We start from the raw sequence: 25447 nt of genomic DNA on the forward strand, positions 1-25447 counted from the left end.
TTCTGGTGGGCTCTTCTTCGGAGGGTTCCTGGTCTGAGTGCTCAACCCGAAGTGCTCAGTGATCGCTTCCGAGGATGATCTGCGCCGCCTCGTCCATGGTGGCGAAGGCGAGCGCTGCGCCACTGCTCAGGCCGATGCCCACCGAGGGCATGCCAGCGGCGGTGGCGGCCGCCACGCCAGCCCGGGAATCCTCAAAGACCAGGATCCTGGAATGGTCGCTCATCCCGATTCGGTCCGCGGCGGTGAGAAAACCCTCCGGATCGGGCTTACCCCGGCTGACGTCCTCAATGGTGATCAGGGTGCTGAGTCGACGCAGGATATCCCGTTGTTCAAGTACCGGTCGGATGAGATGGGAGAGGGTTCCGGTGACGATGGCGACCTGCTTGCCCTGGTCCACCAGGTGATGGACCAGTTCCACTGATCGCTCAGATACCCGCGGCGACTCGGCACAGATGGCGATATAGCGGGTGGAGACCAGGTCCAGGAGTTCCGTTGCCCGGGTGGTGGAACCGGTACGAGCCTGGGTCAGCGCAGCGGCGATATCGGGTTCACTTTTGCCGAGCTGGGCGGCATACTCCGGGGCGGTCAGCGCCGGAAGTCCCATGTCAAGCAGCGCTTCACCATAGGCCTGTTCGAGTTCGGTTTCATCATCGCTGAGGGTGCCATTGAAGTCGAAGATAATGGCTTGGGAGCGATCGATGAATCCTCGGAGGGCGCTGCTGGGAGTGGACATCGGGAACCTTTCATCGGAGGGTGTGACCGCTGAGTTTAACCAGAAAACTATTTGGATCAGTTCTTTGTTTTTTGGTCTAGTCCATCTTTCTTCTCAAGTTCACTTCTTGGTGATGTTTCAGTCAATTGTCAGTGTCATGCTGTGCAAGCACCAGCTACCGATACTTCCGGGATATGACCCCGGGTACGTGCTGACAACCGTCTTTGGAAGGACCTCACCTTGTCTGCCATGAACACGAACATCTCCCGTCGCTCCCTGCTCCGCATCATCGGTCTCGGTGCCGGTGTGGTCGCCGCCGGACCCATCCTGGTGGCCTGCGGAAGCACCTCCGCCGGTCCGACTGCTGCTGAGGCAATCGGCAGCAGTCTCGATGAGATCGCCACGATGGCCAAGGAAGAAGGCAAAGTTCAGCTGATCGCCTACCCGGAGACCTGGGCCAACTACGCCGGGCACTTCGCCGAGTTCACCAAGAAGTACGGCGTTGAGGTCACCGTTGATTCCCCGGATGCCTCTTCGGCTGAGGAACTGCAGGCAGTCGCGAATCTCAAGGGTCAGCCTTCCCAGCCTGATGTTCTTGATATCGGCTATTCCTTCACCCAGCCGGCCATGGATCAGGGCCTGCTCGAGCCTTATAAGCCCTCCAACTTCGATGCCATCCCGGATCAGCTCAAGGATCCAGAAGGCAACTGGGTCGGTGCCTACTACGGTGTCATCTCAATTGGTGTGGATCTGGCTAACGCCGAGGTACCGACCAAGTTCGCCGACCTGCTCGACCCGAAGTACAAGGGCAAGATTGCCCTGCCGGGCGACCCGCGTCAGGGTGCCTCTGCCATCGCCACCGTCTTCGCTGCTTCCCTGGCCAACGGCGGCTCGCTCGATGACATTGAGCCGGGCATTGAGTTCTTCGCTCAGCTGAAGGAGAGTGGCAACCTGGTGACCGTCAGTGATGCTTCCAGCGCCCTGGCCACCGGCCAGGCCGCCGTGATCTTCGACTGGAACTACAACTGGCTCGGTCGTCGCGATCAGCTCGAGACCGATGGCGTGGACTTCGACTACTTCGTGCTCGAGGACGGCGTCTTCGGTAACCATTACGCCCAGCCGGTCACCATCGGCTCCCCGAACCCGAACGCTGCGCGCCTGTGGGTGGATTGGCTGACCTCTGATGAAGGCTCTGAGCAGTACGCCCTCGGCGGTGCCATCCCGGCCCGCTTCACCGAGCTCGCCGAGGCCGGCAAGCTTTCCGAGGCAGCGCTGGCGGCACTGCCTGACGCGGAGATCGTCGCCCAGGTTGAGTTCCCGACCCTGGAGCAGGGCGAGGCCGCCAACAACACCATCGCCACCACATGGGCACAGAAGGTCGGCTAAGTAATGGCCACCGCACTGGAAAAACAGCTCCCCGGTGGGACCGGGGACGGGCCTGAGAAATCAGCAGGAAGATTCACCCGTTTCAATCTGAAAAACATCGATACCGGATCGCTGCTTGGGGCGCTGCCGTTCTTCGCCTTCGTGGCAGCCTTCCTCATCATCCCGATCATCACCAACACCATCGTCGCCTTCCAGGCCCCGGATGGCAGCTTCACCGTTGAGACGATGGTGACCGCGATCGGACCGGATTACCGTTCCGCCTTCGTCGACACCGCTTTGCTCTCGGTCATCACGGCCGTCGTCGGCGGCGCTTTCGGTCTCATTCTCTCTTGGGCGTTGGTGACCGCAGATCGACCGGGCTGGCTCAAAGGTCTCGTCAGTAGTTTCTCGGCGCTGGCTTCTCAGTCCGGCGGTGTTCAGCTGGCCTTCGCCTTCGTCGCCGCCCTGGGAACCCAGGGATTGATCACCGGCATGATCGAGTTCTTCTTCCCCGGTTCGATGAGCGAATTCTCCATCACCAGTTTCACCGGTGTGACCATCGTTTACCTTTACTTCCAGGTCCCGCTCATGGCGATCCTGATGCTGCCTGCCATCGGTGGAGTCAAGAAGTCCTGGTTTGAGGCAGCCTCTTCACTGGGTGCCAGCCGGTGGCAGTACCTGCGCGATGTCGCCCTGCCGGTGCTGTGGCCCTCGATTCTGGGCTCACTGCTGCTGCTGTTCGCCAACGCCTTCGCCGCCTACGCCACCGCCTACGCGCTGGCCGGTGGCTCCCTGAACCTGGTGCCCATCCTGATCGGCTTCTTCATCAGCGGCAATGTGTTGCTTAACCCGGGGATGGCCGCCGCCCTGGTGACCTGGATGATGATCATCATCCTCGTCGCCATGGGTATCCGGTTCCTGCTGACAAGGAAGAGTGACCAATGGCTCAACAACTAGTACAGGACACCCCCACCGCGGTGGCCGCCCCCACCAGGAAGCAGCGGGCTGGCGGTAATTCCACGATGAGCGCCAACCTGGTGTTGGTTGTCTCCTTGATCTTCTTCCTGGTGCCGTGGATCGCAGCCGCGTCCTTCGGTTTCACCCGGCCTGGTGAGGGCTTCACTTTTGGCCCGCTGGTCGAGTCGCTGTCCGATCCGCAGGCGATCCCCGCCATCAGGAACACCTTGTTGCTGACCGTGGCCTCGACCGTACTGATGCTGGTGCTGCTGGTTCCCACGAACATCTTCTTGAACATGAAGGCTCCGCAGCTGGCTAAGTTTGCCGAGGTCCTCTCGGTGCTCCCGCTGGTGATCCCGGCGGTGGCACTGGTCTCCGGTGTATCGGAATTCTACCGGGCAGTGGCCCCGGCCTTCCTCAACAGCATGTGGTCACTGGTTCCGCTTTATGTCATCCTCGCAATGCCGCTGTGCTACCGAGCCATTGACGCCGGCGTGAAATCCCTGGATCTGCATACCATGTTCGCCGCCAGCTCCTCCCTGGGCGCGAGTACCTTTAGCACTCTGGCCAAGGTCATCCTGCCGAACCTGCGGGTGGCCATGCTCTCAGCCGCGCTGCTGTCCATCTCGATGTGCCTGGGAGAATTCGCCATGGCCTCGCTGTTGCTGCACTACACCTTCCCGGTCTTCCTCGTCGAAATCGGCGGCAGCTATCCGCGTGGTATCGCAGCACTGTCCTTTATCACCCTGATCATCACCTGGCTGCTGCTGGTGGGCATCTCCGCCGCATCGCGTTCCCAGTCCACCGCGAAGCCGCAGAAGAACTAAAGGAGAAACAGATGAGTCAACCTCATGTAGTCCTCAGAGACATCGTCAAGAGCTACGGTTCCAAGACTGTCCTCGACAATCTCAACCTGACCCTCGGCGAAGCCGAGATGGTAGCCCTGCTGGGGCCTTCCGGCTGTGGCAAGTCCACCTCGCTGCGCATCCTCGCCGGCCTGGAACTGGCCAACTCCGGTTCCGTGACCATCGGTGGCAAGGACATCTCTGCCATGCCGACCCGTGAACGCAATATGGGCATCGTCTTCCAGGCGTACTCGCTGTTCCCGCATCTCAGCGCCAAGGACAATGTTGCCTATGGCATGAAGATCCGTAAGGTCAAGACTGCCGCCCGCATCAAGCGCGCCGAGGAATTGCTGGAGCTGGTCGGACTGACCGAGCACATGGACAAGTTCCCCAACCAGATGTCCGGTGGACAGCAGCAGCGCGTCGCCCTGGCTCGCGCGCTGGCCATCGAGCCAGAGGTGCTGCTGCTCGATGAGCCGCTCTCCGCACTCGATGCCAAGGTCCGTAGCCAGCTCCGCGATGAGATCCGCCGCATCCAGCTCTCCGCAGGTATCGCCACCCTCCTGGTTACCCATGACCAAGAGGAAGCCATCACCATGGCGGACCGTGTCGGAGTCATGCGTGCCGGTCAGATTGAGCAGATCGGCACACCGAAGGATCTCTATAACCATCCGCAGACTCCCTTCATCTCGCAGTTCGTCGGAATCTGCAACCGCGTCCCCGGCCTCATCCGTAATGGTCGAATCCACGTGCTGGACGGCGAACTGAGCATCGTTAACACCGGTGACCGGTCCGCCAAAGACGATATCGCCACCGCGCTGGTTCGCCCGGAACAGATCCAGGCTGGGCGTGATGACAGCTCCAGCTTCAAGGTCATGGACAAGATGCTGCGCGGCATCTTCACCTCCGTAATGGTCCAGGACGATATCTTGGTCACCCCGCTGCGCATCGACATGTCCTCCCGGAGTGCTGACCTGCTGGAACCCGGCATGGGCGTCCGGCTGCACATCATGCGCGAGGACACCGTCGTCGACGAAGCCAGCAAGGAAGAAAAGGCCATGGCCCGGGGCCTGGCCCAGCGTGCCAGCCTGAACCCGAACCGCAACCACAGTGAGGTCAACTAGATGAATTCGATTCACCGGGCCGAGTCCCTGGTCGAGCCGCAGGGCTCCACCAACTCCCGCCACCTGCTCCTGCTCGGCGTCGACGGGGTCCGCTGGGACGTGCTCGCCGAGGAGGGCGTGGGCACCCGGCTGGCAGCCGCCGCCCGCGAGGGGAGCCTGCACCGGATGACGATGGAGGCGCCGACGATCTCCGGACCTGGATGGTCCTCGATCCTGACCGGCACCACCCACTCCCAACACGGTGTGCGGGACAACTCCATGGTGGGCAAGCGTCTCTGGAGCTACCCGGACTTCCTCTCCCAGGCCTTCTTCCGGGACCAGGACACCCGCACCTTCGCGGCAGCGGGCTGGCCGGTCCTGGTTGATCCGAACGGGCTCGGTCCGATCATCCACCCGCGCCAGGATCAGCAGTTCGCCGGGCTGCACAATGTCATCGTCCGGGACGGGGAGACCCACGGCTACCAGCGTATCGACGCCGAGATCGCGGACATCTCCTGCGCCGCCATCGCGCAGCGGGGATTCGACGCCGGGTTCATCTACTTCTGCGACATCGATGACGCCGGACATGTGTACGGGCTCCAGGGGGAGCACTACCGCGAGGCGATCCGCCGGGTGGATGCCCATGTGGAACGGATTCTGGCCGCGATTCAGCAGCGCGCGGAGACCCACGGCGAGGATTGGCTGGTGGTGATCACCACCGATCACGGCCACCGCGACGAAGGTGGTCACGGCGGAGACAGCGATCGGGAGAAAGAATCCTGGGTCATCTCGTGGACCCCGAATGGCACTCTTCCGGAGTGGCCCGCCGAGATTGAACCCCATGCGCTGGCCGGGCTGATGCTCGCAGAGCGTTAGGTCATCACCGCAGGGCGCGTGGCACCGGGTACCGCTGGATTATCTCAGCCGGTAGCCGGCGCCACGCACTGTTTCGACCTTCTCCGCACCGATCTTCTTGCGCAGCGTCCGGATGTAGACATCGACGACATTGGAACCCGGGTCAAAGTCCATGCCCCACACCATGGAGAGCAGCTGGGGGCGGGAGAGCACCTGACCGGGGTGCCGCATCAGGGTTTCCAGCAGTCCCATCTCCCGACGGGAGAGGTCGAGCCATGTGTCGCCGATCTGGACCCGCTGGGTTCGAAGATCCAGGATCATGTCCCCGTGGCTCATCCGGTAGGTGGTGTCCTGGCCCACGCCTTCCTGATTCGCCTTGTCCGCCAACCGCAGTCGGATGCGGGCGAGCAGCTCGGCGAATTGAAAGGGCTTGGGCATGTAGTCATTGGCCCCGCCCTCCAGGGACCGGATGCGGTCATCAATGGAGGTCCGGGCGGTCAGGACGATCACCGGGATGGACACATCGGTGGCGCGCAGCGCATCGAGGACATCCATGCCGTCCATCCGGGGGAGCCCCAGGTCGAGCACCAGCAGGTCAAAGTCGCCATTGCCGGCCAGGTGAAAGGCAGCGGCACCGTTATCGACCACATCGCAGGCATAACCGGCGGCTTTTAGGCCTCGTTGGATAAAATCCGCGATGCCGCGGTCATCCTCGGCAATCAGAATCCGACTCATGCTCAGATATTATCCTTCTCCGGTGGAGGGTTGCTCATCAGCGGTGGGTTCCGGGGCAGGCAGTTCCAGGCCGAAGATGGAACCCAACCCGACGGTGGAGTTGAGGAAGGCGCGCCCCTTGTGTGCCTCAGCGATGGCCTTGACGATCGACAGTCCCAGGCCAGCGCCGGAGGGTCTCGGTTGATCAGTGGGGGCACCGCGGTGGAAACGCCCGAAGAGAGCGTCCTGCATGTCCGCCGGGACGCCGGGACCACGGTCGCGGACCCAGATCCGGAAGACCCGATCCTCGCCGCTTCCCTGGAATTCACTGCCCAGGTCAATATCGGAATCATCACCCACGTATTTCAGGGCGTTGTGGTACAGCTCGAGGATGGCTTCGGTGACCCGCTGTTCATCGAGTGCCACTTCACCCTCAGCGACCGCGACCACCTGGGCACGCTGGGTCATGGTGTTCGCTTTCTCCTCGATATCGAGGGTGAGTTCGGCGACATCAACGGGGGCGGGTTTAACGAAGTCCGCCGAGTCGGCGACCACCAGCGTGAGCATGTCATTGACCATCCTGGCCATGCGGTCCAGCTCGGCGGTGGACAGCTGGATGGAACGGGTACGTTCCTCCGGGGTGGAGGATTCCAGCAGTTCCAGCTGCCCCCGGACCACCGTGATCGGGGTGCGGAGTTCATGGCCGGCATCATCGACGAACTGTCGTTGATCGCGGTAGGCCGTTTCCAGGCGGTCGAGCATGCTGTTGAAGGTGGCGGCCAACTGGGCGATCTCGTCACTGCCCTCGACCGGTACCCGCTGGCCGAGGTCACTGTTGTTGATGGTGGAAGCTACCTCGCGCAGGTTCCGGATCGGGGCGATGATCTGGCCTGCGATCAGCCAGGCGATGAGGAAGGCGGCGGCGACCCCACCCAGCCCGATGAAGGAGATGGTGACCACCTCCCGGTCGACGAAGGCCCGGGCTGGATCGGTGTAGACCGCAATGGCGAAGTAGGCTTCTCCGTTTTCATTGGGTGACTGAAACTCGATCCTTCCCCAGCGCACCGTTCCGTCCTCGGAATCATGGAAAATACCGGAGGGGGTGGGGGATTCGAGGATCTCCCTCGCCAGCGCGGAGTCGAAGGACAGTGGTCCGCGGAATCTCGAGCTGAGTTGGCTGAGGTCCGGCTGGATCAATTGTCCCTCGACGGCACCGAGGAAGACCTCATCCTCATCCGGGATCTGCCGGGAGAGGTAGACCTCGATGAGTCGTTGCGGGGTGGCAAAGGGAGCGGCGGTCAGCGGATCGGTACCATCGGCGGCGAACTGACTGAACTCCTCGATCTCCTGCTCCACCGCTTCATTGGCGGAATCGGTGACCTGGGACTGGAGGACTGAGCGGGTGATCACGATGACGCTGCTCAGGGCGACCAACACCACGCAGGTGATCCAGAAGATGATGCGCCAACGAAGCGAACGGGCCGCATCCAGCTTCGGGATGCGGCTAACGTCCGGCATAGGTGATCCTGGTCTGCCGCGCAGCTATTCCGGACTGCGTGCTAATCGTCATCCCAGTCATCATCGTCGTCCCCGTCGTCATCGTCCCAGTCATCGTCATAAGGCTGATAATTCAGTGGTGGCTGTGGAACTGGGGCTGGGGCCTGCTGCACCGGGGCGGGAGCCGGTGCTTGCTGGACTGGCGCGGGAGCCGGTGCCGGTGCCGGTACCTGCTGCACCGGGGCCGGTGCGGGATTCTGAGGGGCATCGGCAGCGGGACCCGGTTCAGCTTCGCCGGAGTTGTCCGGGGAGGTGCTTTCCATGGGGTTCTCGCTGTCGGATTGAGCAGGGCTGCTTTCACCGGGGGCACGGGTGGTGCTGCTTTCATCGAGCTGGATGGTGACCAGCTGTGAATCGACCTCAGGTGACTCATTGTTGCCGGTCACTGCCAAGGCAGTGAGACCAGCGGCGCCGACAAGACCGATGACGGCGAGGAAAGGGGCTAAGCGGCGCAAGGTGGCGGTACTCGGCGCTGGCATGGTGGGCAGCTCCCTTCGAAGGTGTCTACTGGTATTTCTACCAGATCAGCTGTTGGGTTACGTAGACGGTGCCGTCGTCGGCCACGGCCCGGCCGAAGCCCACCTTGTGGTAGTCGGGATTGAGAATGTTGGCGCGGTGGCCGGGACTGTTCATCCACATTCTGGTGATGGTCTCCGGGCTGACGTTGGTGTCATCGTGCCAGGCGATGTTCTCGGCGACATTCCATTGGTTGCTGTGCTCGAAGGCTCTGGTGGCTGCCATCTCCTGAGACCAGAGACGGGAGTTCTCGATGAGTACGGCATCCGTTGCAACCGGGCCCACGCCATGATCCGCACGGTACTGGTTGGTCAGGTCGAGCAGGGTGGACTCATAGTCGCTGAGCGCCGGAGGGGTGCTGGGCTCCGTGTTGACGATCGGTGACTGGCTCGGGGAGTTGTTTCCAGAGCTGGAGAGGGCGTGTGCCGGAGCTGCACTCAATGCGAGGGTAGCGGTGAGCGCGACGGCGATCAGACGAGAGGCTTTCATAGTGATGGTCCTTTCGGGGAGGAAAACTTCAGGGACCCTATTTTCGGGGGCATTGTCACTGTCAGTCATAAGTGAGTTGATATTCATAGATAGGATTTTCCAGGAATGAGTGTGCGCACCATAGATGGATTGAGAGGCCTCCGGCAGTGTTCGGGGTAGCATCGCGGAATAGGGGGCCTGAGGAAGTTCTAGCTTGCCGAGGTAGATCTTCTTAGTGCTCAGGCACTCACCCTATTGGTAGGAACTGAGAAAACCTGAGGAATGAAATGACCTTGAGCGAAGACTTTTTGCCCGCCGAACTAATGACGACCCTGCGAGATCGGGCAGCCGGATATGACGAGGAGAATCGCTTCTTCCATGAGGACCTGGCGGACCTCCAGACGGCTGGTTACCTGAGAATCCTGGTGCCGAAGGAGTTCGGTGGTGGGGGAGCCACCCTGGCGCAGGCCAGTCAGGCGCAGCGTCGGTTGGCGCAGGCTGCCCCCGCGACCGCATTGGGCATCAACATGCACCACGTGATCATCGGAATGGCTTACACCCTTTGGTTGCGCGACGATCACCGTTTGGACTGGGTGTTTGAAGAAGCGGTGGCGGGCGAGATTTTTGCCTTCGGCATCTCGGAGGCTGGCAATGACGCGGTACTCTTCGACTCGGTCTCGCAGGCAGACCCAGCGGGGGAGGGATACCGGATCTCCGGTACCAAGATCTTCACCTCGCTGTCTCCGGTCTGGACCCGCCTGCTGATCCACGCCAAGGTCGCGGACCGGGATGAGCTGGTCTTCGGTTTCCTGGAACGGGGGGCGGAGGGCATCACGGTTAAAAATGACTGGGACACCCTCGGCATGCGGGCCTCGCAGTCCTGCACCACCGTTCTCGAGAATGTTTCACTCGAGGAAGATCGGGTGGCCACCCACACCCCGCTGGGCCCGAATCCGGATCCGGTGGTCTGGGGGATCTTCGGGGCCTTCGAGCTACTGCTCGCCTCGGTGTACACCGGCATCGGCGAGCGTGCGGTCGACCTCGCCGCCGAGATCGTCGCTAAGCGGCGCTCCCAGGTCAAGGGTGCGCCCTACGCCCATGATCCGGATATCCGCTGGCAGATCGCCTCGGCGGGAATTCTCATGGACGGGGTGATCCTGCAGCTGGAGAAGCTGACCGAGGGGGTTGATGCCATCGGCACCGAGCGGGATCCCGATTATGGGGCCAAGTGGTTCCTCCACTTCTCCGGAGTGAAGGGACGGGCCACCGAAGCCGCGAAGGAAGCGGTGGAGCTGGCGGTGCGGACCACCGGCGGGGCACAGTATTTCCGGAGCAGCGAGTTGCAGCGACTCTACCGCGATGTCCTCGCCGGGCTCTACCACCCCTCGGATAATGAATCGCTGCATGCCTCCTATGCGAAGGCGCTGCTGGGCCCGGTCAACTAGGGCAGCGGCGCTAAGCCGCGTCCACCATCCGGTTGTTCACGGCACGCTCAACATGGGCGCGTTCCTCGGCGATCAGGCGCTGCAGCCCGGCGGGGTGATGCCCAGCCAGGAAATGCTCGGCCTGGTCCAGCGCCCGGCGGGTGATGTTCCAGGAGGGGTAGATCCCGGAGAGCGTGGTCAGCGCCAGTTCGGAGGACCACTTCTCCCAGATCGCCGGGGCCAGTGCAAAGACCGAGTCGTTGAACTGCCCCAGGTGCGGGGCCGCGCCGGTGAAGTTCAGGCCCTCGAGCTTGTGGCGCACCGCCAGGTTGGACAGCTCGTGCTCCAGGTCGGTGAGCTGGGCGAAGATCTTCGCCTTATTCTCATCGGTGTTGATGGCAGCTTCGGCACGCAGCGCGGCCTGTTCCCCGGTGGCGGAGCGGTCACGGCTGCGCTCATGCGCAATCGCCGAGCCCGGGTCGGCGATGTCACCGTGGGCGATCAGGGCGGTCAGCGCCCACCACCGCAGGTCGGCATCGACGGTGAGGTTGGGGTTCCCGCCGTCCAGAATCGAGCGGAAGAAGTCGGCGGACTCCTCGGTCAGTGCGGTCTTGGCCAGGGCCTGGGCGAAAATGAGTGCACGATCCGGCTCACTGCCGCGCGCCCCCTCATGCAGGGTCTCGTTGAGCATCTTCTTGCCCAGCCCTTCAGCCCAGTCCGGATCTGCGTAGCTGCGCAGCGCAGACGTGGCCTGGGCGAGGATGCGCTCGAGGACGGCGGGTTCGGTTTCAGCGTGGGCACCGCGGGCCACCAGTGCGAGGAAGTCGCGGGCCCGCATATGACCGCCGCGGGTGGCTTCCCAGGCGGCGGACCAGCACAGGGTGCGGGCCATCGGGTCCACGATCTTGTCGATATTCGCAACCACGAAGTTGCGGGACTCATCATCGAGTTCCATCAGGCAGTAGCTCAGATCATCGTCATTGACGAGCACCAGATCCGCCGCCTCGGCGCCCACCAGCTCCGGCACACTGGTCGATGCCCCGTCGATGTCGAGCTCGATGCGCCTGGTGCGGGAGACGCGGCCGTCGATAAGCGAGTAGAGGCCCACCGCGATGCGGTGGGTGCGCAGCTCACCCGCGCCGGGCTCCGCGCCGTGCTGGGTGATGTTGAAGTGGGAGTAGGTGCCCTCCTCGACCTCGAAGTCCGGGACCAGCCGGTTGATCCCGGTGGTGCGCAGCCACTGATCCGCCCAATCACCGAGGTCGCGACCGGAGGAGCGCTCCAGGGCGCCGAGCAGGTCATCGAAGGTGGCGTTGCCCCAGGCGTGGGTGGCGAAGTGACCACGCACGCCGGCCAGGAACTCCTCGCGGCCGACATAGGCCTGCAACTGCTTGAGCACGCTGGCGCCCTTGGCGTAGGTGATGCCGTCGAAGTTCTGCTCCACGGTCTCGATATCGCTGGCATCCGCGGAGATCGGGTGGGTGGAGGGCAGCTGATCCTGCTGGTAGGCCCAGGACTTCTCGACATTAGCGAAGGTCACCCAGGCAGTGTCATACTCGGTTGCCTCGGCCTGGGAAATCGCGGCGGACCAGGTGGCGAAGGACTCGTTGAGCCAGAGATCATCCCACCACTGCATGGTCACCAGATCGCCGAACCACATGTGCGCCAGCTCGTGGAGGATGGTCTCCGCCCGGCGCTCGTACTTGTAGTGCGTGGCCTTGGAGGAGAAGACATACTCATCGCGGATGGTCACACAGCCCGCGTTCTCCATGGCACCCATGTTGTACTCCGGGCAGAAGACCTGGTCATATTTGCCGAAGGGGTAGGCCATGCCGAAGTGGCGGTGGAAGAAATCGAAGCCCTGCTTGGTTTCGGTGAATAGCCGCTCAGCATCAAGATACTGGGCCAGGGAACGGCGCACGAAGAGACCGAGGGGGACCGCCAGCTCATGCGGCTGATCCGTCGGGGTTTCAGCGTGGTGGGTCAGCTCACCGCGCCAGGTGTCGCGGACCTCGGCGTAGCGGCCGGCGCAGACGGCGACCAGGTAGGTCGAGATCGGGGTGTCCACCCGGGAGGAATGGGTGCTGTGCTTCTCGCCGTGGTGGACCACCTGCGGGGCGTTGGAGATCACCTTCCAGCCCAGCGGGGTGCGCACACTCAGATCATAGGTGGCCTTGAGGTCGGGCTGGTCGAAGCAGGCGAAGACCCGCTTGGCATCGGCGGTCTCGAACTGGGAGTAGAGGTAGACCTCATTGTCCGCCGGATCCACGAAGCGGTGCAACCCCTCACCGGTGCGGGAATAAGGGCAGGTGGCCACGACTTCGAGGGTGTGGCGGCCCGGAGTCAGCCCCTTCAGTGCGATGCCGTGGGTATCGTCATAGCCCCTGGCGTTCAGTTCTAGGGCAGTGTCGCGGATGCTCGTGCCATCCAGCCGGACTCCGTCCACGCGGTTGGCCCGCAGGTCAATGAAGGTGTCACCGGCCTCTTTGACGGTGAAGGTGACCACCGTCGTGGACCCGAACTCGACATCGCCCTGGTTGAGGTCCAGGGAGATGGCATAGTTTTCGACCGACAGTAGCGTCGACCGGGCCTCCGCTTCGGTGCGGGTCAGGTTGATAGAGGTCATGAAAACTCCTTAGAAGTTGGGCATCCGGGAATCTGGTCGAGGTAAGCGGCCACTGACATGAAGCCTAATCTGCAACTACGCTGGAAGCGTCAACTGTTTTTGCTCGAGTGATTAAAGGAAATAACTGTATGTCTGAGAACGTGACTCTCTGGTTCGACGTTACCTGCCCCTTCGCCTGGCAGACCTCCCGCTGGATCAAGGAAGCGGAGAAGGTCCGCGACATCAAGGTGGAGTTCACCCCGATGTCCCTGGCAGTGCTTAACGACGGCCGCGAGGAACTCCCGGACTCCTACAAGGAGAACATGAAGGCCGCCTGGGGCCCGGCCCGCGTCTTCGCCGCGGTCAAGACCGAGGAGCCGGAGAAGGTCGATGAGCTCTACACCGTCATGGGTACCCTGGTGCACCCCGGTGGCGAAGGCGGCAAGGCTGACTTCGGCGCCTATGACGAGATCATCGCCAAGGCTCTGGCGCAGGTCGGACTCGATGCTAAGTACGCCGCCTACGCCAACACCGAGGAGTGGGACAGCAAGCTCAAGGAGTACCACCAGTCCGCCATCGACTCCGTCGGTGATGAGGTGGGCACCCCGGTGATCAAGCTCGGCGATGCCGCCTTCTTCGGCCCCGTGATCACCCGCGTCCCCCAGGGGGAGGAAGCCGGCGAGATTTTCGACGCCGCGGTCCGCCTGGCCCAGTACCCCTATTTCTTCGAGATTAAGCGCACCCGCACCGAGATGCCGCAGTTCTAAGTAGGTTTTTGAACTGCCGGACGTACTCCCCCGAGATCTTGAGTTCTCGGGGCAGTACGTCCGGCTTTTTCTTTTCCCATCGTGGGAGCCCCGCCGCCCGGATGTCCGGCCTCCGAACCCGAGAGAATGCCGGGAACTCCCGGTAGCCTGGCCAGCAGGAACCGTCGCGGACGGGCAGCCGGAGAAGAAGGAGCGGGGCAATGACTCCCAGGGAAATAGCGCCACGAGTGTGGTCATGGGCGAGCATCATCGATCAGGCCACTGCAGATCAGGCGATCGCGCTGGCACAATTGCCCTTCATCTCCCCGCATATCGCGCTGATGCCGGATGCCCACTTCGGTATGGGATCCGCGGTGGGCACGGTCATCCCGACCGAAGGTGCAGTACTCCCGGCATCGGTCGGGGTGGATATCGGCTGCGGAATGATCGCGGCCCGAACCACCTACACCGCAGCTGACCTGGCACGTATTGAACTGACTGAGCTGCGCGACCAGCTTGAGCGTTCGATCCCACTGTCCCCGGGAAACTACAACCGCAAGGTCCACCACGAGCACACCCGGCGCCGGGTCAACGAGCTGGAGGAGCTGGCGGACCGGGATGCGGTCGACCTCGCCCATTCCCCGAAGTGGCGGGAGCAGCTCGGCAGCCTCGGCGGCGGAAACCACTTCATTGAGCTCTGCCTCGATGAACAAGACCGGGTGTGGTGTTTCCTGCACTCCGGCAGCCGGGGAGTGGGCAATAAGATCGCCCGCAAACACATCACCATCGCTGGAGTGGAGTCGGCCAAGGGCACCATCGAGCTCAGCGACCCCGATCACGCCTACCTGGTAGAGGGCACCCCGGAATTCGATGCCTACCTCCGGGACCTGCACTGGGCCCAGACCTTTGCCCTGCTCAACCGGGAGGAGATGATGGACCGCTTCGTGGACCAGCTCGCCAGACTGATGGCCGATGACCCCGCGGAGGTTGAGGTGGAGCGGATCAACACCCACCACAACTACACCGAGAAGGTTGACCTCGAAGGTCGGGCGGTGTGGTTGACCCGCAAGGGAGCCGTCAATGCTGAAGCTGGGAGACCTGGCTTGATCCCCGGATCGATGGGTACCCGCTCCTATGTCACCCGCGGCAAGGGGAACGCCCTGGCGTTGTACTCCGCCCCGCATGGTGCCGGACGGACCATGTCCCGCACCCAGGCCAAGAAGACCTTTACCGCCGCAGACCTGGATGCCCGGATGGCCGGTATTGTCTACCGCCCCGGCAAGCAGTGGGTCGATGAGATCCCGGACGCCTATAAACCCATTGATCAGGTGATGGCGGACGCCGAAGATCTCGTGGAGATCGTTCACGAGCTCCGGCAGGTGCTCAACGTCAAGGGGACCTGAGCCTCATTGTCCCGGCATCGGCCCAGCCCCGGGCCACGGTCATTCCTGGGTCACGTTCAGGGAGAACTCAATGAAGCCGGAGTCCTCGACCGCGACGAACCCCAGGTTGGGGGCTTGGACACCGAAGTCAGACCAGGTGGTCGGGATTTGTCCCACCAACTGGGCGGTGCCCTCGCCGAAGGCACTCTGTACCTCGGCGGTGACGGGCCTGGTCAGACCGTTGAGGGTGAGATCACCGCTCACGGAGTAGGTCTGGGTTCCACTGACCGCCGCAGTGGAAAGATCCACCGGCTCGGTCAGCGTGAAGGTCGCCTCGGGGTGCTGTGAGCTGTCGATGGCCGTGGTACGGAAGTAATTGTCGCGCCGGGAAGAGTCTGTGGTGATGCTTTCTATCTGAAGGGTGAGCTCAGTGGCGGTGAGTTCCTGCTCCGCCACGGTGAGCGAACCGCTGATGTCCCCGGTGCGGCCGGTGACGGTGCCCTCGGATCCGTTGAGCACCTCATCGACCCGGTAGCCCGCGTAGGAACCATCGGTGACTGTCCAGCTTCCAGACAGATCCGCATCGGTGGCGGGTGCGGGAGAATCCTGGCTGCTGGGCGTGTTCGCTGAGGAACTCAGAGTGGGGACATCCTCTGCTTGGGAGGAGACATAACCGCTGTAGAGGCGGCTGCCAAGCAGGACACCTGCCAGGAGGATGAGTACCGCGAGGATGATCACGATGATCCACCGCAGGCGCTTGTTTCGGGAATGGGTGGGGGCCGGACTCTCGGACATGGGCTCTCCTGGGGGTGGCGCCACCCTCACGGTGACGAAGGTCGTGATAACTGAATTATCCACCTGTGGTGGAGATATGTCGCCTCTGCGGGAAGACTCATGGCCTTTTTGGGGGAAGATTTCAGGTGGAACACAAAATCCCCTGACTTCCGCTCTGTGGACAGGGAATCACCGATTACACTGACCGCCGACGTGGGGCGCGGGTGAGGGAGCTATTTCCCCACCGACCGGCGGAATCCTGCTCAGCGCCGCGTCTCGTACCTGGTCAGGACCACGTCTCCGGGAAACGTCCGCATCTCCATCAGTTCCAGGTTCACCCAGCTGTCCAGCCCGGTGAAAAACGGCGTGCCGCCGCCCACCAGGACCGGATGGGTGGCCAGCACGTACTCGTCGATCAGCCCGGCCCGCATGGCCGCCGCGGCGAGCGTTGCGCCGCCGATACTCATCGGGCCGCCGTCCTCGGCTTTGAGCCGGGTGATCTCGGCGATCGCGTCGCCGGTGACGAGGCGGGCATTCCAGTCGACCTTGTCGATCGTCGAGGAGAACACTACCTTCGGCGTCTCCCGCCAGTTCCGCGCGAACTCGATCTCCGCCGGGGTGGCGTCGGGTTGCTGGTCGCCAGTCGGCCAGTAGGAGCTCATTGTCTCCCAGAGTTTGCGCCCGTACAGCGACAGGCTGCTCGCCCGCTCCTGGTCGAGCCACCACTGGAACAGTTCCTCGCTCGGCCCGCCCCAGCTGATGTCATCGCCGGCTGCGGCGATATAGCCATCCAAAGTCACGTTCATGCCGTAGATTAATTTCCGCATGGCGCCAGCCTTCCGTCAGTGGAATCCAGTCTATAGCTCGGGCGCATCGTGGTAAATAGATTCATTGTTGCGCGATCTGAGCCGCAGACAAACCTCGGGATGCAACGTGACCTGCTCGACCGGCTCCCGCCGCGACGCACCTCAACCTCCAGAACTGCTTGGCACCCGGCGGTCGGCGGGCTTATGCCTGGAGAAGAGCTCTAGACACCAGATGGCACCGAACTAAGCTGTAGGGGGACACATCAATTCGCCCCCGGGAAACCATGTCCCAGGGAGAGACGGCAGGGTAGCCATCATGCTCGGTACCACCATCATTGCCTCTATCATTGCCTTCCTGGGAGGCGTCGCCACCTACTACAGCTGGAAGCAGAACCGCCTCCTTTCCATCATTTCCGGTGTCATCGGTGTCATCGCCGCGGTGGTCGCCATCGTTCTGGCCTTCATCGGGGCGGTGATGGTCATCATGCGTATCATTCCGATCCTCATCCTGATCGGTCTGCTCTGGCTGATCTGGAAGCTGTTCATCAGCCGGAAAACCGAGAAAGTCAGCAGTTGAGTCACCGTGGGGCGCCCGGTGATCCGGGAACCTCAGCCCCTCCAACATCAGACATGACCCCCGGGATGCCAGATTTGGTTCCCCGGGGGTCACTGCTGATTTCGGACCGCTAGTGCTGCAACAATCCCAATAACTGGTGGCGCAATTCCGCCTTCCGTTCATCCTGGCTGTCATCGGCATCATCCATACGCGGGCGAGGCAGGTCGACCGTGATATCGGCGATGATGGTGGAATTCGGGGAGGGGGCCATCACCAGCACGCGGTCGGAGAGCAGAATCGCTTCATCCACATCGTGGGTGATCATGACAACGGTTCGACGTGAGGCCTCCCAGACCTGCAACAGCTGGAGCTGCAGTTGGCGACGGGTCAGCGCGTCCAGGGCTCCGAAAGGCTCATCAAGGAGCAAGATTGCGGGGTCGATGGCGAAGGCGCGGGCCAGTCCCACTCGCTGTTGCATTCCGCCGGAGAGCCGGGCGGGACGCCGCTCGGCGGCGTGGGAGAGATTGACCTTCGCGAGCCACTCCGAGGCAATCTCCGAGCGCTTAGCTCTGGAAAAATCCGGGTGGGCCGAGCGCAGGCCGAATTCGATATTGCCGCGGGCGGTCATCCACGGCAGCAGCGCATGGTTCTGGAATACCAGGCCACGATCCGCTCCCGGCCCGGTGACCTGTTGGCCACCAGCCGTCACGGTGCCGGAGGTGGGGAAGTTCAGGCCCGCGATCATGGAGAGGATCGTCGACTTGCCGCAGCCAGAAGGGCCGAGGATGGCGACGAACTCTCCCTCCCCGATGGTGATCGAGGTCGGCGCGATGATCGTGGTTGAGCCATAGGACTTGGTGATCTCGTTGAGGGAGACATGGGGATTAGTCATAACGGACAACCTTCTGAAGTGCGGCGATGAGATGGTCAAGGACCAGGCCGGTCAGGCCGATGATCACGATGGCGACGACGATGGCATCAATGTCGAGGCGGTTCCACATGTTCCACACGAAAAAGCCGATGCCCTGGCCACCGACGAGCATCTCCGCGGCGATGATCACCAGCCAGGAGGTGGACAACGACAGGCGCAGACCGGTGATGATCCCGGGCAGCGCCGAGGGGAACATCACGTAGACCACTTTCGACCACCAGGAGGTGCCGAGTGTGGCGGTCAAATCCAGATAAGTGGGGTGGATAGTGCGCACTGCATCAATGGTGTTGACCAGGGTGGGCCACAACGCGGAGAGGACGATGACGAAGATGGCGGTGTTTTCGGCATCGCGCAGCAGCGCCAGGCCCAGCGGCAGCCAGGCCAGTGGGGAGACCGGGCGCAGAATCTGGACCATCGGATCCACCGCCCACCGCAGGGTGGTGGATCGGCCGAGGATAAAGCCCAGCGGCACTGCGATCACTGTGGCGATGAGAAAGCCGAGGATCACCCGCTTGAGGCTGGTGAGCAGGTGCCAGAAGATACCGACGCTGGCGGGGCCGTCCCGGTAGAAGGGATCGGAGAGCAGCTCGACGGCGCGGGCGCCGGTACGCGTCGGGGTGGGGGCGAGGTCGCTGAGCCAGCCAGCACTGGCGGCCAACTGCCACAGGCCAAGGAAGGCGGCGAGCAGCACCACACCTAAGATGACCGCATTACGGGGCTTGGGGGTTGACTTCACTTCTACGTCAGTTCCTTGGGTAGTTATAGCGAGTAGTTGCGGGTCGGGTGGGTGGGGTCAAAGACCTGCCCGTTGATCTGCACCGGACGGCCGGTGACCGGGGAACCTGCGGGCAGCACCGAGGCGGCGGCCGCGATGATCGCGGCGTCGTCAAGCGGAAGGCTCGTGCCGCTGCTGAGATCCCAGCGCGCGATCTGCGCGGCCATCCAGATGATGGCGGTCGGGTCAGTGGGATCACCGAAGGACATCATCTCCGGATCTGTGACCTCCTCGTCCTCCCAATTCCGGTAGTGTCCCGCCAGCGCCGGTGAGAGGAGTCCGACCGGCTGATTGAGGTACTTCTCCTGGGACAGCAGCTGGGCGGAGTCCTCGCGTCGGGCTGGATCATTGACAATGCCTGCAGCCTCGTGGAGCGCCCTGAGCAGCTGATCTGCCGTATCGGGATGGCCGCTGCGCCAGTCCTTGGCCATCGCCACGGCACAACAGGGATGTTTGTCCCAGAGCTGCCTGGTGGGCAGGAAAATCCGGCCGGACCCGGACTGCAGGGCGCGTTGGTTGAAGGGTTCCGGGCCGATGAAACCATCGATCCCGCCGACCTCGAGCTGGGCCACCATGTCCGCCGGGCGCAGCAGGCGCAACTCCACATCAGCCACCGGATCCACCCCACCGGCGACCAGATAGTCCCGCAGCAGCAGAGCGTGAACCGAGTATTCGAAGGGGATACCCAGCACCATGCCGGTCATGTCGGCGGCTGATTGCACGCGGGGGTGGTGCTCGGCGGCCAGCGTGATGGCCTGGCCGTTGGTGTTCTGGGTGAAGCTCAGCTCGGTGGGCCTTTTGCCGTTGGTGACACCGGAATCAATGGCCACCGGCATGGGGGAGAGCATGTGCGCGATATTGAGCTCTCCGGTGGAATAGGCGCTCCACAGGTCCGACCAGCCGGCGTATTTCTTGAGCGCCACGTTGAGGCCATGCCGCTCAAATACTCCAGCAGCCTCGGCGATGAGCAGCGGGGAGGCACAGGCGATCGGGACGTAGCCGATACTCAGCGGGGCATCTTCGTTGTTCGACAAGGTTTCGCGGTCCCCGGTGGAACAGGCTCCCATCCCGAGCATGAGGGAACCCAAGGCGGTGGCGGAGGTAGCACGCAAGAAGGTCCGTCGGGAGAGCTGGGGCATGGTTGGTGGAATTCCTCGTTCCAGGCTGAGAAGACGTGCTGTGGGAAATCACAGACCGCTCGGTCTTTGAAGCTGTCTGGGAACTATAGCTATTTCCCTCATGGCTCGTCCACTGGGTGGGTCAGTGGGGTTATATGTGCAGGTATTTACATGCAGACTCTCTGGCCTGGGATAATATTCATTTTATAGACAATGCGGTTCATCTCTGAATAAAAATATGCTAGCGTCGGCTCCGTAAGCTAAACACTTGAAGGAGATTTCATGTCTGATCTGACCCCGAACCACAATGACGGCGAGGCCCTGGCCCCGATCGACGCTGATGCTCTGAAGGCACTGGCGCAGAAGAACATCGACAACCCGGAGGGCGGTCGCAAGAAGATCCGCACCCACACCGAGGCTGACGGCATGTTCCGCAACATCACCCAGGTCCGCGATCTGCCCGCGATTCTGGTGTCCGAGCCGCCGGCACTGCTCGGTGACAACTCCGCCGCCAACCCGACCGAGGTCGCCCAGGCCGCTCTCGCCGCCTGCATCTCCGTGGGTATCCAGGCCATCGCCACCCACCGTGGTGTGACCCTGACCAAGATTGACATCGACATCGTCTCCGACATTGATGTCTCCCCGACCTGGGGTACCGGCGACCTGGGCGAGCACAAGCGCCCCGGCGTCTCCGACGTTGAGGTCAGCATCGACCTCGAAGGTGACGCCGACCGCGAGACCCTGGACCAGATCCAGAAGGACGCCGTTGAGTGGTCCCCGGTGGTCAATACCTACACCCGCCCGGCCAAGCTGACCTCCAAGCTGGTCTAAAAACACCCTTTTCACCTCCAACCAATCTCATCCGGAAAGCGTATGACCACCGTGACCCAGCTTGTGACCACCACTGAACCCCTCATTCTTCCGGCCGTCTTGCGCGCGGAGATCGCCGCAAATGCGAAGCCGGTGGACAAGGGGGAGAGGGATGCCCGCTATGTGCTGAATTTGCTCGGCGACGCCGAGCTGCTCAGCCTGGGGGCCCCGACCAACGAGAGTGGGAAACTGCTGGACATGGCTCGGGTGGTCCGTGAGGTGTCCGCAGAGGATCTCTCTGCCGGTTTCACGCTCTGGGCTGACCGGATGACGTTGGAGTACCTGGTGCAGGCCGGTACTGAATACTCCCTGGGTCTGGCCGCGCAGTTGCGTTCCGGCCAGCGTCCGGGAGTCACCGGAATGGCCGGGGCTTTCAAAGAAGCCGCTGGCTGCGGTGAAATCGACCTTGCGGCCTCCCGGGTCGAGGGTGGTTGGCTGATCAATGGCAAGCTGAACTGGGCCTCCAATCTCTATGAGGACGCAATCGTGGTCACCGCGGCCAAGTCCGCGGACGGTGATCGTTTCCTCTTCGCTTTCGAGGCTGGCCACGCCGGCGTGGAATTCGGCAATCCATTCGGCCTGTTGGGGCTCAATGCCACCGCTTCCGCCTGGGTGGGTTTTGACAGTGTCTTCCTTCCGGATGAGCAGGTGCTCACCGAGGATTTCAACAATTTCATCAGGACCGTGCGCCCGACGTTCGTGGTGCTGCAGACCGCCGAGTGCATCGGTGTTGCGGAGGCCGCGGTAGCCGCCGCTGCCAAGCGACTCACGGGGGTCAACGAGTGCTTCAGTGCGGACCACCAGCAGGTGGCCGCCCGAGTTGCAGAGGTGATCAGCCGCCAAGAGGAGATCATTTCCCGAATCGGAAAAAGCCAGGTCAGCCCGGTGGAACTGCTGGAACTGCGGCTCGAAGCCGCCGAGGTAGCTGTCGCCGCCGCCAATATCGAGGTACGTGTCGCCGGTGGCGCCGGCTATGCAAAATCCTCTCCGGCGTCCCGTCGTTTCCGCGAAGCCGCCTTCATTCCGGTGCAGTCGCCCTCAGAGGGGCAGCTGCGTTGGGAACTCGCGCGCGCACGTGAAAACGCCTGACAGTAGACTGCTAGCCATGCGCGTATACCTTGGAGCCGATCATGCCGGATTCGAAACGAAGAACATCATTGCTGAACACCTGAAGAATCAGGGCCACGAGGTCATTGACTGTGGTGCCCACGTCTATGATGCCCTCGACGATTACCCCGCCTTCTGTATTGAGGCAGCCACCCGTACCGTCAACGACCCGGGTTCCCTTGGAATCGTCTTGGGTGGTTCGGGCAACGGCGAGCAGATCGCCGCGAACAAGGTCAAGGGTGCCCGCTGCGCCCTGGCCTGGTCCCCGGAGACCGCCCGCCTGGCCCGCGAGCACAATAATGCCCAGTTGATCGGCATTGGTGGCCGCATGCACTCCGAGGCTGAGGCACTTGCCATCGTTGATGCCTTCCTCGATCAGGAATGGTCCCGCGAGGAGCGCCACCAGCGACGTATCGATATTCTCGCCGACTATGAGCGCACCGGTATCGCCCCGGCCCTGCCGGAAAACTAGCACGAGAACTTAGTTTTCATTTTCTCCGCCGACATTCCCCGACGCCCGGGTGGTTCCCCTCAGAGGAATCGCCTGGGCCTTCTCTGTTGCCCTGCTGCGGTCAGCGCTGGGGGAGGGGGCCGGAGAGCGGGAGATCAATGCCGATCAGGGCCCCCAGACCGGCGACGGACTCCACCCATGCCCGGCCACCGTGGTGGGCGGCGACCGCATGAATCAGCGGGGAAATAACTGGGGTGGGAGCCGCCGGGCGGGCGGATTCACCCCGGTCGCGCACCCATAGGCTCAACGCTCGTGAGCTCCCGTCACCCCGGAAAGTGGTGCCGAACTCGATTCCTTCCGTCGAGCCCAGGGACCCCGGGGAGAAAGCCTGAATCGCCTCACCCAGGGCAATTCGCAGCTGCTCCGGGTTCACCGAGACTTCCTGACCGGTGGCGGTGGAGGCCAGTCGCACCGCGAGGCCGCTGTCCTGCCGGAGCCGCTGCACCAGCTGCCAGGTCAGCTCCCCGGAATCTATCGGGAGATCCTCGCCGACGGTGCCAGGCTGCAATAACTGCGAAAGGGCTCCCAGTGACTCCGATACCTGCTGGAGTTGGCGGACATGCGGGGCCAGCGTGGGTTGCTGCGCGGCCGCAGCATTGAGGTACTGCAGCGGTGCCCGCATCTCTTCCCCGGTGTGCCTGAGCGTGGCCCGATGGGTGACATTCGGATCGTTCACCTCGGGGGAGGGCTTATCGACGTCCACGATGGCCGGGCTGGGTGCCTCGGTACCCGACATTGCGCGCCGTCGATGCTGCCATCCCAACACCAGCGACAGGATCAGCGCCAGCACTGCAGCACCACCGAAGGCGGTCACTGCGGTACTGCGCAGTACCGCCGAGGTCGCCGCCAGGTCCGCATGGTCGGCATCGGTGTGGTGGACCACCACGAATGCCGCCGGGCGGGGGTCCTTAGCGCTGCTCAGATGCACTTTGCCCCAGTGGATGCTGGCGCCTTTCTCACCAGCGGGCGGCTCGATGACTCCGGCGGCAGCCGCGGAGTTGGAAATTTCCAACACCAGGGAGGAATCCGGCTCAAGGCGGCGGGTGGAATCACCACGGTTCATCTGGATGACCCGATCATCGACCAACCCCGCGAGTGCTTCATCTGGTTCGGGGATTCTGGTGGCGAGGTAGACATCCAGGAGCCGGGTGCTGGCACCGAAGGAGTTCCCGGTCTGCGGATCAGTGGCCTCTTCGCTGAAGGTGACAAATTGCTCGATCTCATTCTCAACCGCAATGTTGGCCTGTTCGGCGACTTGCTGCAGCAGCGTTTCCCGGACCACCAGGTAGGTGGCGGCCATAGCCAGGGCCGTGACCAGCAGAATTGCGAAGAAAATTCCGAGACCATGGCCGAACACGCCCGAACCAGGCCTGCTCCATACGGGCGCCGGATCAGTTTTGTTCGGACGGGGCTCAGTCATCGCAGGGAGAAATCATCGGCAGGGGAACTTCTTTCTGGTGTGGGGCATCTTCATTGGTACCTCATATGATGCGTCCTGGAAATTAAACTCCGGTGAGTCCGAGATGAGAGTTACTTCATGACGATAGCGGTGGCGAGAGGGGAATGGGAACGAAAAACCGGCACCGGGGGACCCGTTCGAATCAGGTCCCACGGTGCCGGTCAGGTGCGGCCCTGCGGGGGATTAACGCCTCAGGAGCTAGAAGTCGAAGTCGAAGTCACCGAATCCGCCGAAGAGTCCGCCGTCGTCGCCACCGCCCATGTCGCCGCCCGTATCTTCAGCGCCGCCCATGTCTTCGCCACCTTCGCCGGCATCCATGCCCTCATCAGTGCCTTCGCCGGCGCCGCTGGCGAATTCCTCGCCACCGTAGGGCACCCCAGCCATGCCGGTAAACATCATGGAGAACATCATCATGGAGCTGGCGGTCCACATGCCGGAGGCCAGTGCACTGGCCCACCACGGGGAGGAGTACCAGCCGGCAGGTACCGGCCGGCCGGCGACATTGCCGCCGGGGTAGTAGTTCGGGGTTTCATCGGAGGCCACCGGGGAGGCCGTCAGGGTCTGACCCTCGTGCTCGATCTGGCGACGCTCAGTGACCGTGCCAGCGTTGCGCTGGCCCTCCAGGAGCGGCAGCTCCGGACCAGTAGTCATGCCCATGATCTCACGGGCGGCGTTCATGTAGTGCAGCCCCTCAAGCGCGGACTCGCGGGCCAGCTTGGCCTGTTTGGTCGTGTTCGCGGTGGAGATCTGGGAGGCTGCGGCGTTGTAGCGCTCGGACGCATCGGCAATGGCCTGGGTGGAGGCGGTGTCATTGCCGGCGATGGTCAGTACCTGGGAACCGAGGCGTTCGATCCAGCGACGCGCGTCTGCGCGCGCATCCTCCAATGCATTGGCCTCCTCCAGCTCCTTCCGCTTCTTATTGTTGCGGTTCATGAAGTAGACGGCGGCGGCGCCGCCCAGTATCAGGATGAGAAGAAGTTCCACGAGTCAATCGCTCCGTTGCCGATGGTGCATGCGCCGAGGGTGAGTCGAAACAATGCGGGTTGCTATAGGGCCAACGCTACAGGTGGCGGAAAAGTTCCGGGTCCGGTCGTAGCGTTCCCGGGTCTGGGTAGCGTTCGCAGCCGCGGAATAACACCGGGGGTCAGTGGGGCCCAGCTGGGTGATTTCCATTTTTCGCTGAACTTGGGCTAAACTGCACAACGCACACCACAGCCGTTTAATCCGGATCTGGTGGAGTGGGAATGTCGTATAGTGGCTAATACCTCAGCCTTCCAAGCTGGTCTATTGG

Annotated in this window: 25 protein-coding genes; 12 read left to right on the forward strand and 13 right to left on the reverse strand. The window is 62.7% G+C overall.

Annotated elements, in window-relative coordinates:
- Positions 1–55: 55 nt before the first annotated feature.
- Entirely contained in the window at positions 56–733 is a 678-nt protein-coding gene (locus ACTU46_RS10065) for an HAD family hydrolase (protein WP_443381476.1), read from the reverse strand.
- Positions 734–961: 228 nt separating this feature from the next.
- On the opposite strand from ACTU46_RS10065, the gene ACTU46_RS10070 reads away from it, so the two are divergent.
- The 5 genes from ACTU46_RS10070 to ACTU46_RS10090 are packed head-to-tail and all read left to right on the forward strand — an operon-like array spanning position 962 to position 5858.
- Positions 962–2098, forward strand: coding sequence for an ABC transporter substrate-binding protein (locus ACTU46_RS10070; RefSeq protein ID WP_443381478.1), 1137 nt, complete (start codon positions 962–964; stop codon positions 2096–2098).
- Positions 2099–2101: 3 nt separating this feature from the next.
- Complete coding sequence (locus ACTU46_RS10075) at positions 2102–3034, forward strand: ABC transporter permease (protein ID WP_443381480.1); 933 nt, start codon at positions 2102–2104, stop codon at positions 3032–3034.
- Positions 3019–3861: an ABC transporter permease gene (locus tag ACTU46_RS10080; RefSeq protein ID WP_443381481.1), complete on the forward strand. Its 843-nt coding sequence runs from the start codon at positions 3019–3021 to the stop codon at positions 3859–3861. The genes ACTU46_RS10075 and ACTU46_RS10080 overlap by 16 nt, the downstream gene beginning before the upstream one ends.
- Before the next feature lie 11 nt (positions 3862–3872).
- Entirely contained in the window at positions 3873–5003 is a 1131-nt protein-coding gene (locus ACTU46_RS10085; RefSeq protein ID WP_443381483.1) for an ABC transporter ATP-binding protein, read from the forward strand.
- Positions 5004–5858, forward strand: a complete 855-nt coding sequence (locus ACTU46_RS10090) for an alkaline phosphatase family protein (RefSeq protein WP_443381485.1) — start codon at positions 5004–5006, stop codon at positions 5856–5858.
- A 39-nt stretch (positions 5859–5897) separates the two neighbouring features.
- On the opposite strand, the gene ACTU46_RS10095 is transcribed toward ACTU46_RS10090, so the two are convergent.
- Genes ACTU46_RS10095 through ACTU46_RS10110 form a run of 4 tightly spaced genes read right to left on the reverse strand, consistent with a single transcriptional unit; the run spans position 5898 to position 9113 of the window.
- Positions 5898–6572, reverse strand: a complete 675-nt coding sequence (locus ACTU46_RS10095; RefSeq protein ID WP_443381486.1) for a response regulator transcription factor — start codon at positions 6570–6572, stop codon at positions 5898–5900.
- A 9-nt stretch (positions 6573–6581) separates the two neighbouring features.
- Entirely contained in the window at positions 6582–8069 is a 1488-nt protein-coding gene (locus tag ACTU46_RS10100; protein WP_443381488.1) for a sensor histidine kinase, read from the reverse strand.
- A 41-nt stretch (positions 8070–8110) separates the two neighbouring features.
- The gene (locus ACTU46_RS10105) at positions 8111–8587 is read right to left on the reverse strand and encodes a hypothetical protein (RefSeq protein WP_443381490.1); all 477 of its coding nucleotides are present in this window, start codon (positions 8585–8587) and stop codon (positions 8111–8113) included.
- 37 nt (positions 8588–8624) lie between these two features.
- Positions 8625–9113, reverse strand: coding sequence for a CAP domain-containing protein (locus ACTU46_RS10110; RefSeq protein WP_443381492.1), 489 nt, complete (start codon positions 9111–9113; stop codon positions 8625–8627).
- Positions 9114–9379: 266 nt separating this feature from the next.
- Here ACTU46_RS10110 and ACTU46_RS10115 point away from each other — a divergent pair, with 266 nt between their 5' ends.
- Entirely contained in the window at positions 9380–10537 is a 1158-nt protein-coding gene (locus tag ACTU46_RS10115; protein ID WP_443381493.1) for an acyl-CoA dehydrogenase family protein, read from the forward strand.
- Positions 10538–10547: 10 nt separating this feature from the next.
- On the opposite strand, the gene pepN is transcribed toward ACTU46_RS10115, so the two are convergent.
- A complete protein-coding gene (gene pepN / locus ACTU46_RS10120) occupies positions 10548–13142 on the reverse strand; it encodes an aminopeptidase N (RefSeq protein WP_443381495.1) in 2595 nt (864 codons plus the stop codon).
- 128 nt (positions 13143–13270) lie between these two features.
- Here pepN and ACTU46_RS10125 point away from each other — a divergent pair, with 128 nt between their 5' ends.
- Positions 13271–13888 (forward strand): mycothiol-dependent nitroreductase Rv2466c family protein, encoded by a 618-nt coding sequence (locus ACTU46_RS10125; protein WP_443381497.1) that lies wholly within the window; start codon positions 13271–13273, stop codon positions 13886–13888.
- A gap of 200 nt (positions 13889–14088) precedes the next feature.
- The gene (locus ACTU46_RS10130) at positions 14089–15270 is read left to right on the forward strand and encodes an RtcB family protein (RefSeq protein WP_443381499.1); all 1182 of its coding nucleotides are present in this window, start codon (positions 14089–14091) and stop codon (positions 15268–15270) included.
- Between the two features lie 39 nt (positions 15271–15309).
- Here ACTU46_RS10130 and ACTU46_RS10135 read toward each other — a convergent pair whose 3' ends face one another.
- Together ACTU46_RS10135 and ACTU46_RS10140 are read right to left on the reverse strand one after the other, a co-directional pair.
- Positions 15310–16044, reverse strand: coding sequence for a YceI family protein (locus ACTU46_RS10135; RefSeq protein WP_443381501.1), 735 nt, complete (start codon positions 16042–16044; stop codon positions 15310–15312).
- A 242-nt stretch (positions 16045–16286) separates the two neighbouring features.
- Positions 16287–16850, reverse strand: coding sequence for a dihydrofolate reductase family protein (locus ACTU46_RS10140; protein ID WP_443381503.1), 564 nt, complete (start codon positions 16848–16850; stop codon positions 16287–16289).
- A 295-nt stretch (positions 16851–17145) separates the two neighbouring features.
- Between ACTU46_RS10140 and ACTU46_RS10145 the strand changes: the two genes are divergently transcribed.
- On the forward strand, positions 17146–17406 hold the full coding sequence (locus ACTU46_RS10145; RefSeq protein WP_443381505.1) for a hypothetical protein: 261 nt from the start codon (positions 17146–17148) through the stop codon (positions 17404–17406).
- Positions 17407–17515: 109 nt separating this feature from the next.
- On the opposite strand, the gene ACTU46_RS10150 is transcribed toward ACTU46_RS10145, so the two are convergent.
- Genes ACTU46_RS10150 through ACTU46_RS10160 form a run of 3 tightly spaced genes read right to left on the reverse strand, consistent with a single transcriptional unit; the run spans position 17516 to position 20230 of the window.
- Complete coding sequence (locus ACTU46_RS10150) at positions 17516–18277, reverse strand: ABC transporter ATP-binding protein (RefSeq protein ID WP_443381507.1); 762 nt, start codon at positions 18275–18277, stop codon at positions 17516–17518.
- Positions 18270–19052, reverse strand: a complete 783-nt coding sequence (locus tag ACTU46_RS10155) for an ABC transporter permease (protein WP_443381509.1) — start codon at positions 19050–19052, stop codon at positions 18270–18272. The genes ACTU46_RS10150 and ACTU46_RS10155 overlap by 8 nt, the downstream gene beginning before the upstream one ends.
- A 23-nt stretch (positions 19053–19075) precedes the next feature.
- Positions 19076–20230, reverse strand: a complete 1155-nt coding sequence (locus ACTU46_RS10160; protein ID WP_443381511.1) for an ABC transporter substrate-binding protein — start codon at positions 20228–20230, stop codon at positions 19076–19078.
- Between the two features lie 261 nt (positions 20231–20491).
- Between ACTU46_RS10160 and ACTU46_RS10165 the strand changes: the two genes are divergently transcribed.
- From ACTU46_RS10165 to ACTU46_RS10175, 3 genes are read left to right on the forward strand one after another with little or no spacing between them, the layout of a single operon-like run.
- The gene (locus ACTU46_RS10165; protein WP_443381513.1) at positions 20492–21040 is read left to right on the forward strand and encodes an OsmC family protein; all 549 of its coding nucleotides are present in this window, start codon (positions 20492–20494) and stop codon (positions 21038–21040) included.
- Between the two features lie 42 nt (positions 21041–21082).
- The gene (locus tag ACTU46_RS10170) at positions 21083–22168 is read left to right on the forward strand and encodes an acyl-CoA dehydrogenase family protein (RefSeq protein WP_443381515.1); all 1086 of its coding nucleotides are present in this window, start codon (positions 21083–21085) and stop codon (positions 22166–22168) included.
- A gap of 16 nt (positions 22169–22184) precedes the next feature.
- Entirely contained in the window at positions 22185–22658 is a 474-nt protein-coding gene (locus tag ACTU46_RS10175) for a ribose-5-phosphate isomerase (RefSeq protein ID WP_443381517.1), read from the forward strand.
- 100 nt (positions 22659–22758) lie between these two features.
- Here the strand turns inward: ACTU46_RS10175 and ACTU46_RS10180 are convergent, their stop codons facing one another.
- Both ACTU46_RS10180 and ACTU46_RS10185 read right to left on the reverse strand, forming a co-directional pair.
- The gene (locus ACTU46_RS10180) at positions 22759–24117 is read right to left on the reverse strand and encodes a hypothetical protein (RefSeq protein ID WP_443381518.1); all 1359 of its coding nucleotides are present in this window, start codon (positions 24115–24117) and stop codon (positions 22759–22761) included.
- Between the two features lie 237 nt (positions 24118–24354).
- Positions 24355–25089, reverse strand: a complete 735-nt coding sequence (locus tag ACTU46_RS10185) for a DUF1542 domain-containing protein (RefSeq protein WP_443381535.1) — start codon at positions 25087–25089, stop codon at positions 24355–24357.
- Positions 25090–25447 lie beyond the last annotated feature (358 nt).

The sequence above is a fragment of the Corynebacterium sp. A21 genome (assembly GCF_052266655.1).
Classification (GTDB): domain Bacteria; phylum Actinomycetota; class Actinomycetes; order Mycobacteriales; family Mycobacteriaceae; genus Corynebacterium.

Bases quoted from the DNA above. Each gene is read 5' to 3' on its own strand.
- ACTU46_RS10065 (WP_443381476.1), bottom strand. From the start codon at position 733: ATGTCCACTCCCAGCAGCGCCCTCCGAGGATTCATCGATCGCTCCCAA.
- ACTU46_RS10070 (WP_443381478.1), top strand. From the start codon at position 962: ATGAACACGAACATCTCCCGTCGCTCCCTGCTCCGCATCATCGGTCTC.
- ACTU46_RS10075 (WP_443381480.1), top strand. From the start codon at position 2,102: ATGGCCACCGCACTGGAAAAACAGCTCCCCGGTGGGACCGGGGACGGG.
- ACTU46_RS10080 (WP_443381481.1), top strand. From the start codon at position 3,019: ATGGCTCAACAACTAGTACAGGACACCCCCACCGCGGTGGCCGCCCCC.
- ACTU46_RS10085 (WP_443381483.1), top strand. From the start codon at position 3,873: ATGAGTCAACCTCATGTAGTCCTCAGAGACATCGTCAAGAGCTACGGT.
- ACTU46_RS10090 (WP_443381485.1), top strand. From the start codon at position 5,004: ATGAATTCGATTCACCGGGCCGAGTCCCTGGTCGAGCCGCAGGGCTCC.
- ACTU46_RS10095 (WP_443381486.1), bottom strand. From the start codon at position 6,572: ATGAGTCGGATTCTGATTGCCGAGGATGACCGCGGCATCGCGGATTTT.
- ACTU46_RS10100 (WP_443381488.1), bottom strand. From the start codon at position 8,069: ATGCCGGACGTTAGCCGCATCCCGAAGCTGGATGCGGCCCGTTCGCTT.
- ACTU46_RS10105 (WP_443381490.1), bottom strand. From the start codon at position 8,587: ATGCCAGCGCCGAGTACCGCCACCTTGCGCCGCTTAGCCCCTTTCCTC.
- ACTU46_RS10110 (WP_443381492.1), bottom strand. From the start codon at position 9,113: ATGAAAGCCTCTCGTCTGATCGCCGTCGCGCTCACCGCTACCCTCGCA.
- ACTU46_RS10115 (WP_443381493.1), top strand. From the start codon at position 9,380: ATGACCTTGAGCGAAGACTTTTTGCCCGCCGAACTAATGACGACCCTG.
- pepN (WP_443381495.1), bottom strand. From the start codon at position 13,142: ATGACCTCTATCAACCTGACCCGCACCGAAGCGGAGGCCCGGTCGACG.
- ACTU46_RS10125 (WP_443381497.1), top strand. From the start codon at position 13,271: ATGTCTGAGAACGTGACTCTCTGGTTCGACGTTACCTGCCCCTTCGCC.
- ACTU46_RS10130 (WP_443381499.1), top strand. From the start codon at position 14,089: ATGACTCCCAGGGAAATAGCGCCACGAGTGTGGTCATGGGCGAGCATC.
- ACTU46_RS10135 (WP_443381501.1), bottom strand. From the start codon at position 16,044: ATGTCCGAGAGTCCGGCCCCCACCCATTCCCGAAACAAGCGCCTGCGG.
- ACTU46_RS10140 (WP_443381503.1), bottom strand. From the start codon at position 16,850: ATGCGGAAATTAATCTACGGCATGAACGTGACTTTGGATGGCTATATC.
- ACTU46_RS10145 (WP_443381505.1), top strand. From the start codon at position 17,146: ATGCTCGGTACCACCATCATTGCCTCTATCATTGCCTTCCTGGGAGGC.
- ACTU46_RS10150 (WP_443381507.1), bottom strand. From the start codon at position 18,277: ATGACTAATCCCCATGTCTCCCTCAACGAGATCACCAAGTCCTATGGC.
- ACTU46_RS10160 (WP_443381511.1), bottom strand. From the start codon at position 20,230: ATGCCCCAGCTCTCCCGACGGACCTTCTTGCGTGCTACCTCCGCCACC.
- ACTU46_RS10165 (WP_443381513.1), top strand. From the start codon at position 20,492: ATGTCTGATCTGACCCCGAACCACAATGACGGCGAGGCCCTGGCCCCG.
- ACTU46_RS10170 (WP_443381515.1), top strand. From the start codon at position 21,083: ATGACCACCGTGACCCAGCTTGTGACCACCACTGAACCCCTCATTCTT.
- ACTU46_RS10175 (WP_443381517.1), top strand. From the start codon at position 22,185: ATGCGCGTATACCTTGGAGCCGATCATGCCGGATTCGAAACGAAGAAC.
- ACTU46_RS10180 (WP_443381518.1), bottom strand. From the start codon at position 24,117: ATGACTGAGCCCCGTCCGAACAAAACTGATCCGGCGCCCGTATGGAGC.
- ACTU46_RS10185 (WP_443381535.1), bottom strand. From the start codon at position 25,089: ATGAACCGCAACAATAAGAAGCGGAAGGAGCTGGAGGAGGCCAATGCA.